Genomic DNA, 16,838 nt, shown 5'->3' with positions numbered 1-16,838 from the left:
GAACTCAGCCGGCCGTCGGCGTCGCGTGGGTGCAGCCGGCCGTCGGCGTCGCGTGGGTGCAGCCGGCCGTCGGCGTGGCGCGGGTTCAGCCGGCCGTCGGCGTCGCGGTGAGGGGGCGTGGCAGGTTGGGCTGGTGGGCGGCGGTGTAGGGGCGACACGACGCCCGGATGACCAGCTCGGTGGGTAGCCGGATGTGCGTGTCGCGCTCGACGCCACCGATCAGGTCGATGAGCAGGCGCAGCGCCTCCGCGCCCATCCGCTGTAACGGTTGCATGATCGTAGTCAACGGCGGGTTGACCAGCGCCGACTCCGGTACGTTGTCGAAGCCGATCACTGAGAGGTCGTCGGGTACCCGCAGACCCATGCTCCGGGCGACGTCGAGGGTGGAGATCGCGGAGAGGTCGTTTCCGGCGAAGACCGCGGTCGGCCGGTCGGGGAGTGCGAGCAGCTCGGCGGCGGTGCCGGCGGCGCTGTCAATCCGGAACCCGCCGACCCGCACCAGCCGCTCGTCCACCGGGACGTCGGCGTCGGCCATCGCCTTGCGGAACCCGGCCTCGCGCAGGCGGGCCGACTCGAGGTCGGAGCGTCCGCTGATGTGCCCGATCCGCCGGTGACCGAGCGAGAGCAGGTAGTTGGTCGCGAGTACGGCACCGGCGAAGTTGTCGGAGTCGACGGTGGGCAGGCCGGAGGGGCCGGTGTGCGGGTCGACGGCCACGACGTGGAAACCCTGGTTGGTCTCGACCACGGTCGGCGTGACGATCACGGCCCCGTCGATGAGCGTTCCGGAGAGCCGGGCCAGGGACCGCCGCTCCCAGCCGATGGAGGTGCGGTTGCCGTCCCCGCCGGAGTAGGCCAGCAGTTGGTAGCCCGTGCCGGCGACCTCCCGGGACGCCCCCTTCAGCAGTTCGGTCGAGAACGGTTCGAACTCGGCGACGAGGATGCCCAGTACGTTCGTGCGGTGACTGCGCAGGCTCTGCGCGCCTAGGCTGGCCTCGTACCCCAGCTGATGGATGACCTGCTGGACGCGTTCCACGGTCGCCTGCGCCACCCCGTAACGGCCATTTACCACCTTGGATACAGTCGCGACGGAGACGCCGGCCGCACGGGCCACGTCCGACATCTTGACACGCTGCGGAAACGCCACGTCGACGATGATAGAGGGCTGGGAGCGCCCCACGACAGGGGAGTCGAAAACGTTATCGACAACGGTTGACACCGCGATACGTGGCTGTAAAACTCGCCGTTCAGGTGAGTACCGCGACTAACTAGTCGAGGAGACATTCGATGGCGATGAAAGGCCGCGCGGGCACCGTCCTTGCGCTGCTTACGACCAGCGCACTCCTTGCTGCCGGATGTAGCGGCGGCGAGAGCGAGGCGCCCGCTGAGGAAGAGCTCTACAAGAACCCGGTGACCCTGACCTGGTGGCACAACGCATCGCAGGACGGGCCTGGCAAGACTTACTGGGAGAAGGTCGCCAAGGACTTCTCCGCGCTCCACCCGACCGTCACGATCGAGATCGAGGCGATCGAGACCAACCAGCTCCAGCGCACCCGGCTCCCCGCCGCGCTGCTGACCACCGACCCGCCAGACATCTTCCAGGCGTGGGGCGGCGGCGAGATGCGTGAGCAGGTGGAGGCCGACTACCTCAAGGACATCACCGAGTCGGCCAAGGCCGAGATCGAGAACATCGGCAGCGCGGCCGAGATCTGGGCGGTCGACGGCAAGCAGTACGGTTTGCCGTACCGGATGGGCATCGAGGGCATCTGGTACAACAAGGACATGTTCGAGAAGGCGGGTATCACCGCCCCTCCGACCACGTTCGAGGAGCTCAACGACGCGGTAACCAAGCTCAAGGCGATCAACGTCGTCCCGATCGCCCTCGGCGCCGGTGACAAGTGGCCGGCCGCGCACTGGTGGTACAACTTCGCCCTGCGTGCCTGCTCGGTCGACACCCTGAAGAAGGCATCCAACGAAACCGTCTTCGACGACCCGTGCTTCGTCAAGGCCGGCCAGGACCTGAAGGCCTTCATCGACACCAACCCGTTCCAGCCGAACTTCATCGCCACCCCGGGCCAGAACGACCCGACCAGCGCCAACGGCATGCTCGCCAACGGCAAGGCCGCGATGGAGCTGATGGGCGACTGGAACAAGGGCACCCTGGAGACCGTCGCCGAGGACAAGGCGGCGCTGGCCAAGTTCCTTGGCTGGTTCCCCGTACCGGCGATCTCCGGTTCCGCCGGTGACCCGAAGGCGGCCCTCGGCGGTGGTGACGGGTTCGCCTGCGCCAAGAACGCCCCGGCCGAGTGCGTCGAGTTCCTCAAGTACATCGTGAGCCCCGAGGTGCAGAAGGGCTACGCCGAGACCGGCACCGGCCTGCCTGTCGCCAAGGGTGCGGAGGGTGGCGTCGCTGACCCCGCCCTCAAGTCCATCCTGGAGGCCACCACCAGCGCGACCTACGTGCAGCTCTGGTTGGACACGGCCTTCGGTAGCACCGTCGGCAACGCGATGAACGACGCGATCGTCGCCATCTTCGCGGGCAGCGGCTCGCCCGAGAAGGTTGTCGAGGCAATGAAGGCGGCCGCACGGAAGTGACCTCCATCAACTCAACCCTGAACCCCGCCGGCGGCGCGTCCGCGCCGCCGGCGGGTGTCCGGCCCGGCCGGAGGCGAGCGTCCTCCCGCGGGGCCGGGAACCGACGCAAGTGGTACGAGATCATCGGGCTCACCACACCAGCGGTGATCGTCTACGTGATGTTCGTACTGGTGCCGATGGGCTTCGCGGTCTACTACAGCCTCTTCCGCTGGCGCGGGGTCGGACCGCCCACCGATTTCGTCGGCCTTGACAACTACGTCTTGGCCTTCCAGGACCCGATCTTCCTCGACGCGCTGCGCAACAACGCGATCATCGTGGTCGGATCCCTGGTGATCCAGGGTCCCATCGCGCTGGGCGTGGCCCTGCTGCTCAACCGTCGCTTTCGCGGGCGCACCATCTTCCGGCTGCTGGTCTTCGTGCCCTACGTGCTCGCCGAGGTCACCGTCGGCATCATGTGGAAGCTGATCCTGACCGACGGCGGGACGGCCGACGCGCTGCTGCGGTCGCTGGGGCTGGGCAACCTGGTGCAGGCGTGGCTCGCCGACCTCGACATCGTCATCTGGACGCTGCTTGCCATCCTCACCTGGAAGTACGTCGGTTTCGCCATCATCCTCCTGCTCGCCGGCCTGTCGAACGTGCCGCACGAGTTGACCGAGGCCGCCGCGATCGACGGCGCGAGCTGGTGGCAGGTCCAGCGGCACATCACGCTCCCGCTGCTCGGCCCGACGATCCGGATCTGGATGTTCCTGTCGATGATCGGTTCGTTGCAGGTCTTCGACGTGATCTGGGTTACCTCGGTGTCCTCGGTGCGGTCGCTCGGCGCGTCGGCCACCATGGCGACGTACATGGTGGACAACGGCTTCTTCGCCCGACTGTGGGGCTACGGCAACGCGGTGGCCGTGATCCTGTTCGCCATCTCCTTCGTCGCGGCGTTGCTGTTCCAGCGCTTCCTCCTCCGTCGCGACATCCAGGGCGCCATCACCACCAGAAGGGTGAACTGACCGTGGCCGCGAACGCTGTCCTGCCCCCACCGTCCAAGCGCCGGCCGGTGTCCTGGGGCAATCCGCTCACCTATGCGCTGGCACTCGCGGTCGCGGCCGTGTCGATCGCGCCGGTCGTCTACGTGATCGTCGGCGGTTTCCGCACCACCCCGCAGATCGTGGCGAACCCGGCGGGGCTGCCCGACCCGTGGGTGTTCGACAACTACGCCAGGGTGCTGACCCAGAGCGACTTCTGGGGGCAGGCGTTCAACAGCGCCGTGATCGCCCTGGGTACGACGCTCGGCGTCGTGGTGCTCGGTGTCTGCGCCGCCTACGTGCTCGCCCGGTACGCCTTCCGGGGGCGCGAGGCGCTCTACACCTTCTTCACGCTCGGCCTGCTCTTCCCGGCCGGCGCGGCGATCCTGCCGCTCTACCTCATGCTGCGCGACCTGAACCTGATCAACTCCTACTTCGCGGTGATCCTGCCGCAGGTCGCGTTCGCGTTGCCGCTCACGATCGTGATCCTGCGTCCCTTCCTGGCCGCCATCCCGCGTGAGCTGGAGGACGCCGCCGCGATCGACGGCACGGGGCGGCTCGGCTTCCTCTGGTTGATCGTGCTGCCGCTGTCGCGGCCCGCGCTCGTCACGGTGGGGATTCTCGCCTTCGTGACGAGTTGGAACGCGTTCCTCCTGCCGCTGCTCGTGCTCGGCGACGTCAGTCTGCACACCCTGCCACTCGGTGTGCAGAACTTCTCAAGCCAGTACACCTCCGACACGGCGGGAATTCTCGCCTTCACCTCGCTGGCGATGCTGCCGGCACTGCTTTTCTTCACCTTCGCCGAGAAGCAGATCGTCGGTGGCCTCCAGGGCGCGGTCAAGGGCTGACCGGAGGCGTACGGGCGGGCACGGAAGAGCCGCAGTCCGATCGAGGTCCGCGAGGCGCGCCCCGGGTGGGCGAAGTTATTCATGATCGACAGATCGTGGTCACCCGGAGCGGGTCTCGTCGGCGTTTTCGCCGGCCGGTGTGAGGTTCCCGGGCCCGGTCTGGCACAATAGGTCGCTGGTATCCGGCGCGCGTCCGGCGCCCTCTAACCCGGGCGTGTCGCCAGTCCATCGAGCAGTCCCCGGCTCAACCCCACTGTGCCGGTCGGCTCTCACCCGCGCACCGCCCGAGTCCGGGACGGTGAGAATCGCAACAGGAGCGAACACACTGTGGCCGTAAAGATCCGGCTCCTGCGGATGGGTAAGATCCGCAACCCGCAGTACCGCATTGTCGTCGCCGACTCGCGCACCAAGCGCGACGGCCGGGCGATCGAGTTCGTCGGGATCTACCAGCCGAAGGAGGACCCTTCGGTGATCCAGGTCAAGTCGGAGCGCGTGCAGTACTGGCTCTCTGTCGGCGCCCAGCCGAGTGAGGCCGTCCAGCGCCTGCTGGAGAAGACCGGCGACTGGCAGAAGTTCAAGGGCCTGCCGGCTCCGCCGCCGCTGCTGGTGGCGCCGGAGCGGGTCGACCGCACGGCGGCCTACGAGGCCGAGGCGAAGGCCGCGGCCGGGCTGACCGAGTCGGCGAAGCCGGCGAAGAAGGCGGCCAAGGCGGCGCCCGCGGAGGCCAAGGCGGCGCCCGCCGAGGCTCCTCGGACCGAGGCCCCCAACACCGAGGAGCAGGCCGGTGCCGTCTCCGGCGAGCAGGGCTGACGTGGCGCTCCGGCCGGCGCTCGAACACCTGGTCAAGGGCATCGTCGACCACCCGGACGACGTACGGGTCCGGATGGTCGACTCCCGGCGCGGCAAGCGCCTGGAGGTGCGGGTGCACCCGGAGGACCTGGGTACGGTGATCGGCCGCTCCGGCCGTACCGCGAAGGCGCTGCGCCAGGTGATCGGGTCGATCGGCGGTCGTGGGGTACGCGTCGACATCGTCGACTCGTACTGATCCGCGGGACCCCGATGCTCCTGATCGTCGGCCGGATCGGCCGTCCGCACGGCATCCGTGGTGAGGTGACCGTGGAGGTGCGGACCGACGATCCCGAGGCACGGTTCGCCGCCGGGGCGGTGCTGCGTACCGGCCCGGCGGCGGCAGCCGGCAGCGGCCCGGCGGCGCCGCCTCCGGTGACCGAGCACGGCGAGCTGGTCCGGGTGCCGGAGCGGCTCACCGTCGAGGCCACCCGGTGGCACCAGGGCAGGCTGCTGGTCACCTTCGACGGGGTTTACGACCGTGACGTCGCCGAGGCGCTGCGTGGCACCCTGCTCTGGGTGGAGAGCGCGGAGCTGCCACCGCCGGCCGACCCGGACGAGTTCAACGATCACCAGTTGATCGGTCTCGCCGTGGTCACCCCGGCCGGTGAGGCGCTCGGCGAGGTGGCACGGATCGACCACGCCCCCGCCTCCGACCTGCTCGTGCTCCGCCGCCCCGAGGGGGGCAGCGCGCTGATCCCGTTCGTCAAGGCGATCGTCCCGGAGGTGGACCTGGCCGCTGGCCGGGTGGTGGTGGACGCCCCGCCCGGCCTGCTGGACCTCTGAGCCGGGGATTTTCTGGTAGGAAGGGCCCCTTCCTACACGAGAAGCGATAAGAGGGGGCCCTTCCTCCCATGCGTGTCGACGTGGTGTCGATCTTTCCGGAGTATCTCGCTCCGCTGGGGCTCTCGCTGATCGGGCGGGCCCGGGCGACCGGCGTACTCGACATCGCCGTGCACGATCTGCGGACCTGGACCCACGACGTGCACCGTACGGTCGACGACACCCCGTACGGTGGCGGGCCCGGCATGGTGATGCGGCCCGAGCCCTGGGGCGAGGCGCTGGACGCCCTGGTGCCGCACGGCCAGGAGTCCGGTGCCCGCCTGGTGGTGCCCAGCCCGGCCGGGATCCGGTTCAGCCAGCCGATGGCGCAGCAGCTGGCCGCCGAGTCGCACCTCGTCTTCGCCTGCGGCCGGTACGAGGGGATCGACCAGCGGGTCCTCGAACACGCCGGCACCCGGATGCCGGTGACCGAGGTCTCGCTCGGCGACTACGTGCTCTTCGGCGGCGAGGTCGCGGTCCTGGTGATCATGGAGGCGGTGACCCGCCTGCTGCCCGGGGTACTCGGCAACGCCGACTCGCTCACCGAGGAGTCGCACGCGCACGGGCTGCTGGAGGCGCCGGTCTACACCAAGCCGCCGAGTTGGCGTGGGCAGGACGTACCGGAGATCCTGCGCTCGGGTGACCACGGCCGGATCGCCCGGTGGCGGCGGGACCAGGCGTTGGTCCGGACGGCCCGGCGCCGACCCGACATGCTCGCCGCGCTGCCGGCGGCGCAGCTGGACAAACAGGACGTAGCCGCCCTGGCGCAGGCCGGATTTCAGCCTCCGGCCGACGATATGGCAAAGTAGGGGGGTTGCCGCAGTCGCCCGTGCCGCGGACGGCTGCGAGGATCTCCGCCGGGGTCGTCGTGCCAGACTCCGCCGTGGAGATCAGAATCACCCATCCGCGCACCGACGACCGGTGCGCCGTGAGTCATCAAGGATGCAGCGATGAACACCCTGGACGCCCTCGACGCCCAGTCGCAGCGGACCGACGTGCCCGACTTCCGGGCCGGTGACACCGTCAAGGTGCACGCCCGAGTCATCGAGGGCAGCCGGTCCCGGGTCCAGATCTTCGAGGGTGTCGTCATCCGGCGCCACGGAGGGGGCCTGCGGGAGACCTTCACCGTACGCAAGATCAGCTTTGGCGTCGGGGTGGAGCGGACGTACCCGGTCAACAGCCCGGGTATCGACCGGATCGAGGTGGTCGTTCGCGGTGACGTGCGCCGGGCCAAGCTCTACTACCTCCGTGAGCTGCGCGGCAAGAAGGCCAAGATCAAGGAGCGGCGCGAGAAGCGGGTCGGCTGACCCCCGGCGGACCGCGCGGACGACGATCGCGGGGTGCCGACCGCGGCCAACGCCGACTACGCTGGCCGCACGGGCAGACGCGAGCCCCGGCGACCCCAGCGACTGCCGGGGTCGCCCGTCACCCCCCGCGCTTCCGCTCGCGGTGCCCGTCACTCAGGCACTGGGTGATGGCGCGGTATATCGGGACCGGGGAGTTGCGTGGTGCGTAGGTTGGACGACGAGAACGATGTCGAACCTTGGCGTCGCCGGCCCCGACGATCCCGCCGCACCCGCAAGCAGATGCCACTGTGGCAGGAGCTTCCGTTACTGCTGATCGTGGCGTTCTGCCTCGCGGTCCTGATCCGGACCTTCCTGCTCCAGGCGTTCTTCATCCCCTCGGGGTCCATGGAGGACACTCTGTTGATCGGTGACCGGGTCCTGGTCAACAAGATCGTGTACGACGTGCGCGACCCGGCCCGCGGCGAGATCGTGGTGTTCCGGGGTACGGCCGCCTGGGCTCCCGAGGTTCGCGAGGAGGTCGACCCGGGGTTCGTGGCCAAGCTGGGCCGCACCGTCGGCGACCTGGTCGGGGTGAGCCGGCCCGGCGAGAAGGACTTCATCAAGCGGGTGGTGGGGCTGCCCGGCGACAGGGTTCAGTGCTGTGACGACCAGGGCCGGGTCACCGTCAACGGAGTCCCGATCGACGAGCCCTACGTGCTGGAGAACTCCCCACTGGACGTTCCGCCCAACCGCCAGGAGTGCCGGTCGCGGCGGTTCGACGAGGTGGTGGTCCCGGCGGGCCAGATCTTCGTGATGGGTGACCACCGGCTGGTGTCGCAGGATGCGCGGTGCCAGGGGCCGGTGCCGATCGAGAACGTGATCGGCCGGGCCTTCGTGGTCGTCTGGCCGTTCGGCCACTGGAGTTCGTTGTCGGTGCCGGACACCTTCGACGACCTACCGAGACCGACCGCGGCCTCCGCACCCGGGGGGCCGCCGCCCTCCGAGACTCCGCAGCACCGCTCAGACACGGGAGAAACCGCCATTGCGATACCAATCTTGGGCTCTCTGCTCGTCACCGCGCGTTCCCGGCGCTCTCGCGGGACCCGGCATCGTAGGCTCCACCCGTGATTGACGAGCAGACGGACAAGCCCAAGCCCCGCAGTTCGTTCTGGCGCGAGCTGCCCATCCTGGTGGGCGTGGCGATCCTGGTCGCGGTACTGGTCCGGGCGTTCGTCCTGCAGACCTTCTACATCCCGTCACCGTCGATGGAGCACACCCTCGACATCTACGACCGGGTGCTCGTCAACAAGCTGGTCTACGACTTCCGGTCGCCGCACCGGGGCGAGGTCATCGTCTTCAAGGCACCCACCCAGTGGACCGGCAACCCGAAGGGTGAGGACTTCATCAAGCGGGTGATCGGGGTCGGCGGGGACCGGGTCGTCTGCTGCGACCCGCAGGACCGACTCATGATCAACGGGCAGTCGCTGGACGAGCCGTACATCTTCACCGAGAACGGGGTCCGGGATCCGGCGGCCGACGAGGAGTTCGACATCACCGTGCCGGAGGGGCGGCTCTGGGTGATGGGCGACCACCGCTCCGCTTCCGGGGACTCGCTGGAGCACTGGCAGCAGAGCCGCAAGGACATCCAGTTGGCGACGATTCCGGAGGAGTCGGTGGTGGGGCGGGCCTTCACCGTCTTCTGGCCGGTCGGCCGGGCCACCTTGCTCTCCGTACCCGATTCCTACGGCGCGATCCCGGATTCGCAGGGCTGACCGGCGCCCCCCCGCGGGTGCGCGCCCCCCCCGCGGGTGCGCGGCCCACGGCGGGTCGGGCGTCGGCGCGGCTAGGCTGACCGGGTGACCGTGTTCACCGCCCGGCAGGCCGCCCGGGTTCTCCTGGTCGACGCCGGCGGCCGGGTGTTGCTGTTCCACGGCTGTGATCCGGCCCGACCCCTCCACCGCTACTGGTTCACCCCGGGCGGGGGTCTGGACCCGGACGAGACGCCGGCGGCCGGTGCCGCCCGGGAACTCGCCGAGGAGACGGGGCTGCGGCTACGTCCGGCCGAGTTCGGCGAGCCGATCTGGCAGGAGATCACCGAGTTCAGTTTCGATGGCCGGTGGTACCGCCAGGAACAGCACTTCTTCGTCGTCCGGGTTTCGGCCTGGGTGGTGGACACGGCCGGGTTCGACGCGGTCGAGCGGGAGACGATCGATCTTCACCGATGGTGGTCGATCGACGAGCTGGACCGGGCCACGGAACGGATCTATCCGACCGACCTGCCCGAGCTGCTGCGCCGGGCTCTGGAAAGCGAGTAGCGGTGCTGAACCCACCCCGTACGGTGATCCGCCGCGAGGGCGGCATCTACGCCATGGAACGGGCACTGCGACGACGCGGCTTCCCGCACGTCGCCGGGGCCGACGAGGCCGGCCGGGGAGCCTGCGCCGGTCCGCTCGTGGCCGCCGCGGCGGTGCTGCCGGACGGCCGGCGCGGTGAGATCGAAGGACTGGCCGACTCGAAGCTGCTCACCCCGGCCACCCGGGAGCGGATCTACGCCGAGGTGGTGGCCCGGGCGCTGGCGTACGCCGTGGTGGTCATCCCGGCCGCGGAGGTGGACACCCGGGGGCTGCACGTCTGCAACCTGGCGGCGATGCGCCGGGCGTTGGCCTCCCTGACCCTCGTACCGGACTACGTGCTGACCGACGGGTTCGGGGTGGACGGGCTCGGCGTGCCGGGGCTGGCCGTCTGGAAGGGCGACCAGGTCGCCGCCTGCGTGGCGGCGGCGAGCGTACTTGCCAAGGTCACCCGGGACCGGATCATGGTGGAGCTGGACGAGCGGCACCCCGGATACGGCTTCGCCGAGCACAAGGGATACATCACCGCCGAGCACAGCGCCGCACTGGAGCGTCACGGTCCGTGCCTGGAACATCGCTTTTCGTACGTCAATGTCGCGACCGTCTCCGGTCGAATCGGTCGGCCGCCCCGCTCCCGGCGCCCCGCGCAGCTCGGTGAGATCGAGTCGATGGCGCAAGGGGGCCGGGCAGGGAGTACCGTCGGCGTGGCGTTGGGCGAGCGGCCTCGGCCGTCAGCGTTGGTGGGGGAAGATGTGGCCATGGAAGGCGGAGTGGGATGAGCGCGGAAGATCTCGAGAAGTACGAGACCGAGATGGAGCTGCAGCTCTATCGGGAGTACCGCGACATCGTTCGTCAGTTCTCCTACGTCGTGGAGACCGAGCGGCGGTTCTATCTGGCGAACCAGGTCGACCTGCACGTCCGCAACTCCGACGGTGAGGTCTACTTCGAGGTGGAGATGCACGACGCCTGGGTTTGGGATATGTATCGGCCAGCGCGATTCGTGAAAAATGTCCGAGTAATGACCTTCAAGGATGTCAACGTCGAAGAACTTGAAAAGCCGGACATCTCCCTTCCCGCTGATTCTGGATTCGGCGGCTGATCATCAGCGGTCACGACCGCCACGCCAAACTAGATCAACTTCGGTGGCCGGGTTCTAGCGGTCGTCGGTGACCACCACCTCCACCCGCTGGACCAGATTGTTCGCGAACCCGCCCCGGTTCCACGGCTGCTCGATCGGCTGGGTACGCCCGCGCGTCGGTGGCCCGCGCGCCGAGCGTGTACCGGCCCGGGGTCGCCGCCCACTCGTACCGCCAGCGGCGCCATGCCCAGCGTTGGTCGACGACCGGTCCGTCCGGAACGGGCTGCGGCGCCGGTCGCCCCGCCGATCCCGGCTCCGAACCGTCGCCCCGCCGCGGCACGACGGTGACCGGATCGAGGGTGGCGGGAGCCCAGCTGACGCCCCCGTCCGTGGTCACCTCGACGGCGGTCACCGGAGCGTATCCGGACCAGGCCCGGCCATCCAGGACGCACGGCCCGGGACGTACCACCCGGGTCCGGGACATGAAGTCCGGAAAGCCGGGCGGTTGAACCAACGCCCGGGGCTCGATCCGGGTCACCGGAGTTCCCGGGTCTTCGGCGGAGGTGCGGAACCGGTAGGCCACCGCGTTCTGGTAGCCGTCGAACTCCCGGTCCAGCACGGTGATCCTGGTCAGCCATTTGACGTGCGCCATGCCGTACCAGCCCGGCACCACAAGGCGCAGCGGTGCGCCGTGCTGGGGGAGCAGCGGGGAGCCGTTCATCTCGTACGCCAGCAGCACCTCCTCGCGCAGCGCATCGGAGACCGGTAGCCCACGCTGGTAGTCCTGCTCGACGCCGCGTTCCACACCGTGGTCGGCACCGGTGAAGACCACGTCGACCGCGTCCGCCGCGAGCCCCGCCTCACGCAGCAGCGGGGCCAGCGGCGTGCCGGTCCATTCGGCGGTGCCGACCGCCTCGGTGAGCCACGGCTGGCTGACCGGCCGGGGCGTCAGCAGGGCCCGACCGTTGCCGGCACACTCCAGGGTGACCCGCCGGGTGACCCTGGGCCGCTCGCGCAGGGCGGCGAGGTCGAGGGTCAGCGGGCGGTCGACCCGGCCGTCGACGACCAACAGGTGCCGATCCGCGTCCAGATCCGGGATGTCGTAGTGGATGAGCAGGTAGTGCAGGCCAGCCGGGGTGACGTCGTAACGGAGCGCCTCCAGCGGCAGCGCGTGGTTACGCGCGGCGAGGGCGAGTTCGTCGGCGCCGATACCCTCGTCGGGATCGGCCACCCGGGACGGCCGGCTGACGTCGTCCACATTGGTCACCGCTGCTCCCTTCGCGCTCATCTCCGCTCCCTTCGCCGCCCGGTGACGGACAGGCCCGCCTCCGGCCGTCCAGCCTAGGGGAGTGCCCTGACCGGATACCGAGCCGGCCCAGGTCACAGCCGGCCGGCCGAGCCTCGACAGGGCCGGCGGCCATGCCGGTTCCGTCCTGCCGCCCGTCCTGCCGCCCGTCCTGCCGCCCGTCCTGTCGCCCGGGTTTGTCGTCCGGTTTCGTGCCCGGGTTGGGCCGGCGGACATAGCAGATCATCGGGGTTTGCGGACGTTTTCCACAGCGGTGGTACTTGTGCACAGGACAGGGCCCGAGGCATTGCCGAGCCCGGCGGGTGTCGTGACACTGCACGACCATGACGAGTAGATGGCGCGGCGGGGGACCGGCGATCCTGCTTCCGATGTTGCTGCTGGTTCTGACGCTGCCATCGGCCCGGTCGGACGCCGCGCTCGACGAGACCGGGCAGGCCGTCGAGGCGGCGGAGATGCGAGAGCCCGGAGGATTCCGGTGGCCGCTGGACGGGGTACCGCGGATCGTCCGCCGGTTCGACCCGCCGCCGCAGCCGTGGGCGGCCGGGCACCGGGGTGTCGACCTGGCCGCCCTGCCCGGCGCCACGGTCCGGGCGGCCGGGCCGGGAGTGGTGTTCTTCGCCGGGATGGTGGCCGGCCGGCCACTGGTCAGCGTCGCCCATGCCAACGGACTACGCACCACCTACGAGCCGGTGCGGCCCGTGCTGTCGGCCGGGGATCCGGTTCGGGCGGGAGATTCTCTCGGTGTGCTCCTGCCGGGCCATCCCGGCTGCCGGGTCGCCGGATCAGCCTGCCTGCACTGGGGCCTGCGCCGGGGTGACGACTACCTCGATCCGCTGCTCCTGCTGGGCCTCGGCCGGGTCCGCCTGCTGCCGGTCGTGGCCAGCCGTCCGGCCGGAGCCGCCGGTCGGGTGCCGCTGCCCCGGACGCGCCGACGGTGCGCACGCCGGCGTCCGTGCTCCCGCCGAAATGCGGCGTCCGTGCGCGCGCTGCCGATCCGATGTCAGTGACGGCGTCCGGGTGCCGGCGTCCGCGGTGCCAACGTCCGGGTGCCGGCGTTCGGTGGGCCGTCCCGTGGTGGCGTCCGGCTTGTCGGTCAGGAGAGCGTCGCGAGCAGCGCGGGTAGGCCCTCGGCGAGGCGGTCGTACTCGTCCGCCCGGTTGTAGATCTGGCCGGACAGCCGCAACCAGCCTCGGTCCTGCCAGGGGTTGACGTTGACCTCCACGCCGAGTTCGTCGCCGATCCGCTGCCGCAGCGCTGTCGCGTCGGGAAAGGTGGTCGCGACGCCGGGCGGCAGGGGAAGGATCCGCATCGACACCGTCGGCCCGCCGGGGGCGATCAGCTCGGCCGGCGCGATCCCGAGAGCCCGGCCGACCACCCACTGCCCGTACCCGGCCAGTTCCGCGTTGTGTGCCCGCACCCGGTCCAGCCCTACCGTACGAAGGGTGAACACGCCCACCGGGGCGGCGAGCCAGGGGGTGTAGTCGAGCGTCGCCTGCCATTCCACCCGGCCGGGAAAGCCGGCCTCCTCCTGCCAGGAGACGGCCAACGGCTCGATCCGTGACCGCCAGCGGGGCGCCACCACCAGCACGGCGCTTCCCCTCGGGGCGTACGCCCACTTGTGCAGGTTGCCGACCCAGAAGTCGGCGCCGATGCTCTGTACCGGTGTCGACAGCATTCCGGGCGCGTGCGCCCCGTCGACCAGTACCGGGACGTCGCGCTCCCGGGCCACCGCGGCGATCGCCGCCGCCGGAAAGAGCCGGGCGGTGGCGGAGGTGAGGTGGTCGACGATGAGCAGTCTGGTGCGGCCAGGGCGGATCCCGGCCCGGACGATCTCGACGATCTCCTCGTCGGTGGCGGTCAGCGGCACGGCCAGGGTGCGCCGGACCGCGCCAGTGCGGCGAGCCTCGCGATCGATGGAGAGGGTGAAGGAGCCGTATCCGTGGTCGGTGTCGACCACCTCGTCGCCGGGCTGCAAGCCGAGCGACTGGAGCACGATGGCGGCTCCGAGGGTGACGTTGCCGACCAGGGCCGTCCCGTCCGGGTCGGCGCCGAGGAACTCGGCCAGGTGTCGACGGGCGTGCGTGATCCGCTCGACGAGTCCCCGGGTGAAGAAGCGCATCGGGTTCGCCTCGGTCTCGTCGCGGAGCCGCTGCTGAGCGCGTTGGACGCTGATCGGGACCGCCCCGTACGAGCCGTGGTTGAGGTGGGCGACGCTGGGATCCAGCGAGAACAGCAGTCGGGCGCCGGGGATCGGCACGGGCGGAGGCGGCCCGGCGGTGCTCATCCGGTGATCGTAGCCCGGTCCCGGGCCGCTCGTGGACAGCTGGGAATCAGGCCCGGGGATGTGCCTGGCGGTACGCCGCCCGCAGCCGTTCCACCGAGACATGGGTGTAGATCTGTGTGCTCGACAACGTGGCGTGTCCGAGAAGCTCCTGCACCGTACGCAGGTCGGCACCCCCCTCCAGCAGATGGGTGGCGGCCGAGTGGCGCAGCCCGTGCGGGCTGATCCGGGGCAGACCTGTCACGCGGGCGTAGTCGGCGACGATCCGGCGTACCACGGTGGGCTGTAGCCGCCCGCCGCGTACGCCGAGCAACAGCGCCGAGCCGCTGGCCGGTCCGGTCAGGCGCGGCCGGCCGGCCCGCAGCCAGTCGTCGAGCGCCCGCTGCGCCGGCAGCCCGTAGGGCACGGTGCGTTCCTTGGCACCCTTGCCCAGGACCCGGACCACCCGCCGGGCCGGGTCGACGTCCCCGAGATCCAGACCGCACAGTTCGCTGACCCGGATGCCGGTGGCGTAGAGGAGTTCGAGCGCCAACCGATCGCGCAGCGCTTCCGGTGAGGTGGCTTCGCCGGGGGCCTCCACGAGTTCGCTCGCCTGGTCGGCCCGGAGCACGGCCGGCAGCTCGCGGTGCGCCCGTGGACTGGCCAACTGTGCGCCCACGTCGGCGTCCAGCAGCCGGGCCCGGTGTGCCCAGGCGGTGAAGGTACGGGCGGAGGCGGCGCGGCGGGCCAGCGAGGCCCGGGCGGCCCCGAGGGTACGCAGCTTGGCCAGCCAACTCCGCAGCACGGTGATGTCCAGATCCCGCGGCTCGGCGCAGCCCATCCGGCCGGCGTGGTCGAGCAGCGAGACGACATCCGCGACGTAGGCCCGGACGGTGTGCGTCGACCGGTTCTCGACCGAGGCGAGGTGTTGGGCGAAGTCGTCGACGCTCTCCCGGAAGGGCGGTGTCAACGCCTCGTGCCGGCTGCGGGTACTGCGACCGGGCTGGCTGCGGGTACTGCGACTGGGCTGGCTCATCACCCGTGACGGTGGACCTCCAGCATCGACCACGTCAAGCTGGCCCGCCGTCGTCGCCCGCTCGTAGCCATCTTCACCGTACGGGCTGGTGCGACGGGCCGTGGCTGGGTCGGGTCGCCGCCGGAGCGAGTACGTACCCCTCGTCGCGGCGGACCACCAGGCGCAGCTGTTCCAGCAGGGAGAGCTTGCGCAGGGCGGTACGCAGGTCCAGGCCGGTCCGGGCGGCGAGGATGTCCGGGCCGATCGGGCCGCGTCGGGGGACCGACTCCAGGATCAACGCCGCCTCGTCGTCGAGCGCATCCTGTGGCCGGTCGGGGCCACGAACCGGCGGGGCGAGGTCGGCACCGATGCGTCCCACCTCCTCAAGCACGTGCGGCACGCCGGTGACCAGTCGCACCTCGGGATATTCCCGGAGCAGTTCGTGCGCCCCGACCGACATGGCGGAGGTGACCGGCCCGGGCACCACCATCGACGGTCGCCCCATCGCGATCGCCCGGCGCAGCGTCTGGGTGGCACCGCTGCGGGCCGCCGCCTCGACGACCAGGGTGCCGGCGGTCGCGGCGGCGATCACCCGGTTGCGGATGAGGAACCGGGGCCGCAGCGGCTCTGCCCCGGGAGGCCATTCGCTGACCAGCAGGCCGACATCGGCGATCCGGTCGAAGAGGGCGGTGTTGCCCACCGGATAGGGCCGGTCCAGCCCGCAGGCGAGTACCGCCACGGTCACGCCACCGGCGTTCAGGGCGCCCCGGTGCGCTGCCGCGTCGATGCCGAACGCACCGCCGGAGACGACGGTCCAGTCGCGTTCGGCCAGACCGAAGGCGATCTCGGTGCCGACGTGCAGCCCGTACGGGGTTGCGGCCCGGGATCCGACCACCGCCACCGATCGTTGCAACGCCGGCCCGAGTGGCCAGGCACCGCGCACCCAGAAGCAGAGCGGCGGTGCCGTCTCCTGGTCGACCCTGCGGCCGGCACCGGGCAGGGGCAGCCGGTCGAGACTCGGCAGCCGGGTAGGCCATTCCGGGTCGGTGGGAGTCACCACGCGCGCGCCGAGCCGCTCGGTCTGCTCGGCGGCGGCGAGCGCGACCTGCCACGGGTCTCCGGCGACCAACCGGGACTCGACCGTTGCCCGCAAGCGGTGGTCCGGAACCTCTCCGGTGAGCAGTCGGCGTAACGCCCCGGCCGCTCCGAACTGCTGTACCAGCCGGAACACCGCCCGGGTGCCGGGCTCGAAGAGCCAGGTCAGGGCGATGCGAGCCAGGCGATCTTCCTCCATTGCCACCCGCGCGTCGAGATCCTGGGCCGAGGTGACCGGGGGCGGGGCATCCATCTGGTCGTCCGGCCCCGGATCGGACCGGGACGGGTCGGTGGACGGGCCGGGGGTTGACAAAGCGGGGCGG

Annotated in this window: 19 protein-coding genes; 14 read left to right on the top strand and 5 right to left on the bottom strand. The window is 70.6% G+C overall.

The window, feature by feature from the left end:
* Positions 1-85: 85 nt before the first annotated feature.
* Complete coding sequence (locus tag EV371_RS25765; RefSeq protein WP_349338713.1) at positions 86-1,144, bottom strand: LacI family DNA-binding transcriptional regulator; 1,059 nt, start codon at positions 1,142-1,144, stop codon at positions 86-88.
* Positions 1,145-1,284: 140 nt separating this feature from the next.
* Between EV371_RS25765 and EV371_RS25760 the strand changes: the two genes are divergently transcribed.
* The 13 genes from EV371_RS25760 (at position 1,285) to EV371_RS25700 (ending at position 10,860) form a co-directional block, all read left to right on the top strand.
* Positions 1,285-2,592: an extracellular solute-binding protein gene (locus EV371_RS25760; RefSeq protein WP_130464333.1), complete on the top strand. Its 1,308-nt coding sequence runs from the start codon at positions 1,285-1,287 to the stop codon at positions 2,590-2,592.
* A gap of 143 nt (positions 2,593-2,735) precedes the next feature.
* Complete coding sequence (locus EV371_RS25755) at positions 2,736-3,593, top strand: carbohydrate ABC transporter permease (protein ID WP_349338712.1); 858 nt, start codon at positions 2,736-2,738, stop codon at positions 3,591-3,593.
* Positions 3,590-4,456 carry an ABC transporter permease subunit gene (locus tag EV371_RS25750; RefSeq protein ID WP_130466217.1) on the top strand — a complete coding sequence of 289 codons (867 nt, stop codon included), beginning with the start codon at positions 3,590-3,592 and terminating at the stop codon, positions 4,454-4,456. Before EV371_RS25755 ends, EV371_RS25750 begins: the two co-directional genes overlap by 4 nt.
* Positions 4,457-4,783: 327 nt before the next feature.
* Positions 4,784-5,266 carry a 30S ribosomal protein S16 gene (rpsP, locus tag EV371_RS25745; RefSeq protein ID WP_130464331.1) on the top strand — a complete coding sequence of 161 codons (483 nt, stop codon included), beginning with the start codon at positions 4,784-4,786 and terminating at the stop codon, positions 5,264-5,266.
* A complete protein-coding gene (locus EV371_RS25740) occupies positions 5,241-5,501 on the top strand; it encodes an RNA-binding protein (protein ID WP_130464330.1) in 261 nt (86 codons plus the stop codon). The genes rpsP and EV371_RS25740 overlap by 26 nt, the downstream gene beginning before the upstream one ends.
* Before the next feature lie 14 nt (positions 5,502-5,515).
* Entirely contained in the window at positions 5,516-6,088 is a 573-nt protein-coding gene (gene rimM, locus EV371_RS25735; RefSeq protein WP_130464329.1) for a ribosome maturation factor RimM, read from the top strand.
* A 68-nt stretch (positions 6,089-6,156) separates the two neighbouring features.
* Entirely contained in the window at positions 6,157-6,933 is a 777-nt protein-coding gene (gene trmD, locus EV371_RS25730) for a tRNA (guanosine(37)-N1)-methyltransferase TrmD (RefSeq protein ID WP_130464328.1), read from the top strand.
* A gap of 141 nt (positions 6,934-7,074) precedes the next feature.
* A complete protein-coding gene (gene rplS, locus EV371_RS25725; protein WP_130464327.1) occupies positions 7,075-7,431 on the top strand; it encodes a 50S ribosomal protein L19 in 357 nt (118 codons plus the stop codon).
* A 198-nt stretch (positions 7,432-7,629) separates the two neighbouring features.
* Entirely contained in the window at positions 7,630-8,538 is a 909-nt protein-coding gene (gene lepB / locus EV371_RS25720) for a signal peptidase I (protein WP_349338708.1), read from the top strand.
* On the top strand, positions 8,535-9,182 hold the full coding sequence (gene lepB, locus EV371_RS25715; RefSeq protein ID WP_130464325.1) for a signal peptidase I: 648 nt from the start codon (positions 8,535-8,537) through the stop codon (positions 9,180-9,182). Before lepB (EV371_RS25720) ends, lepB (EV371_RS25715) begins: the two co-directional genes overlap by 4 nt.
* Positions 9,183-9,266: 84 nt before the next feature.
* On the top strand, positions 9,267-9,725 hold the full coding sequence (locus EV371_RS25710; protein ID WP_130464324.1) for an NUDIX domain-containing protein: 459 nt from the start codon (positions 9,267-9,269) through the stop codon (positions 9,723-9,725).
* A gap of 2 nt (positions 9,726-9,727) precedes the next feature.
* Positions 9,728-10,540, top strand: coding sequence for a ribonuclease HII (locus tag EV371_RS25705; RefSeq protein ID WP_130464323.1), 813 nt, complete (start codon positions 9,728-9,730; stop codon positions 10,538-10,540).
* Entirely contained in the window at positions 10,537-10,860 is a 324-nt protein-coding gene (locus EV371_RS25700) for a DUF2469 domain-containing protein (protein ID WP_007075222.1), read from the top strand. The genes EV371_RS25705 and EV371_RS25700 overlap by 4 nt, the downstream gene beginning before the upstream one ends.
* 34 nt (positions 10,861-10,894) lie before the next feature.
* Here EV371_RS25700 and EV371_RS25695 read toward each other — a convergent pair whose 3' ends face one another.
* Entirely contained in the window at positions 10,895-12,127 is a 1,233-nt protein-coding gene (locus EV371_RS25695) for a sulfite oxidase (protein WP_349338707.1), read from the bottom strand.
* A 341-nt stretch (positions 12,128-12,468) separates the two neighbouring features.
* Between EV371_RS25695 and EV371_RS25690 the strand changes: the two genes are divergently transcribed.
* Positions 12,469-13,152: a M23 family metallopeptidase gene (locus tag EV371_RS25690; RefSeq protein ID WP_130464322.1), complete on the top strand. Its 684-nt coding sequence runs from the start codon at positions 12,469-12,471 to the stop codon at positions 13,150-13,152.
* An 86-nt stretch (positions 13,153-13,238) separates the two neighbouring features.
* On the opposite strand, the gene EV371_RS25685 is transcribed toward EV371_RS25690, so the two are convergent.
* From EV371_RS25685 to EV371_RS25675, 3 genes are all read right to left on the bottom strand, one after another.
* Positions 13,239-14,429, bottom strand: a complete 1,191-nt coding sequence (locus EV371_RS25685; protein WP_130464321.1) for an aminotransferase class V-fold PLP-dependent enzyme — start codon at positions 14,427-14,429, stop codon at positions 13,239-13,241.
* A 46-nt stretch (positions 14,430-14,475) separates the two neighbouring features.
* A complete protein-coding gene (locus EV371_RS25680) occupies positions 14,476-15,441 on the bottom strand; it encodes a tyrosine recombinase XerC (RefSeq protein ID WP_130464320.1) in 966 nt (321 codons plus the stop codon).
* Positions 15,442-15,514: 73 nt separating this feature from the next.
* Positions 15,515-16,768 carry a DNA-processing protein DprA gene (locus EV371_RS25675; RefSeq protein WP_130466216.1) on the bottom strand — a complete coding sequence of 418 codons (1,254 nt, stop codon included), beginning with the start codon at positions 16,766-16,768 and terminating at the stop codon, positions 15,515-15,517.
* Between the last annotated feature and the right edge of the window lie 70 nt (positions 16,769-16,838).

The organism is Plantactinospora sp. CNZ321 (assembly GCF_004217235.1).
This window is presented reverse-complemented; position numbering and strand designations above follow the sequence as displayed.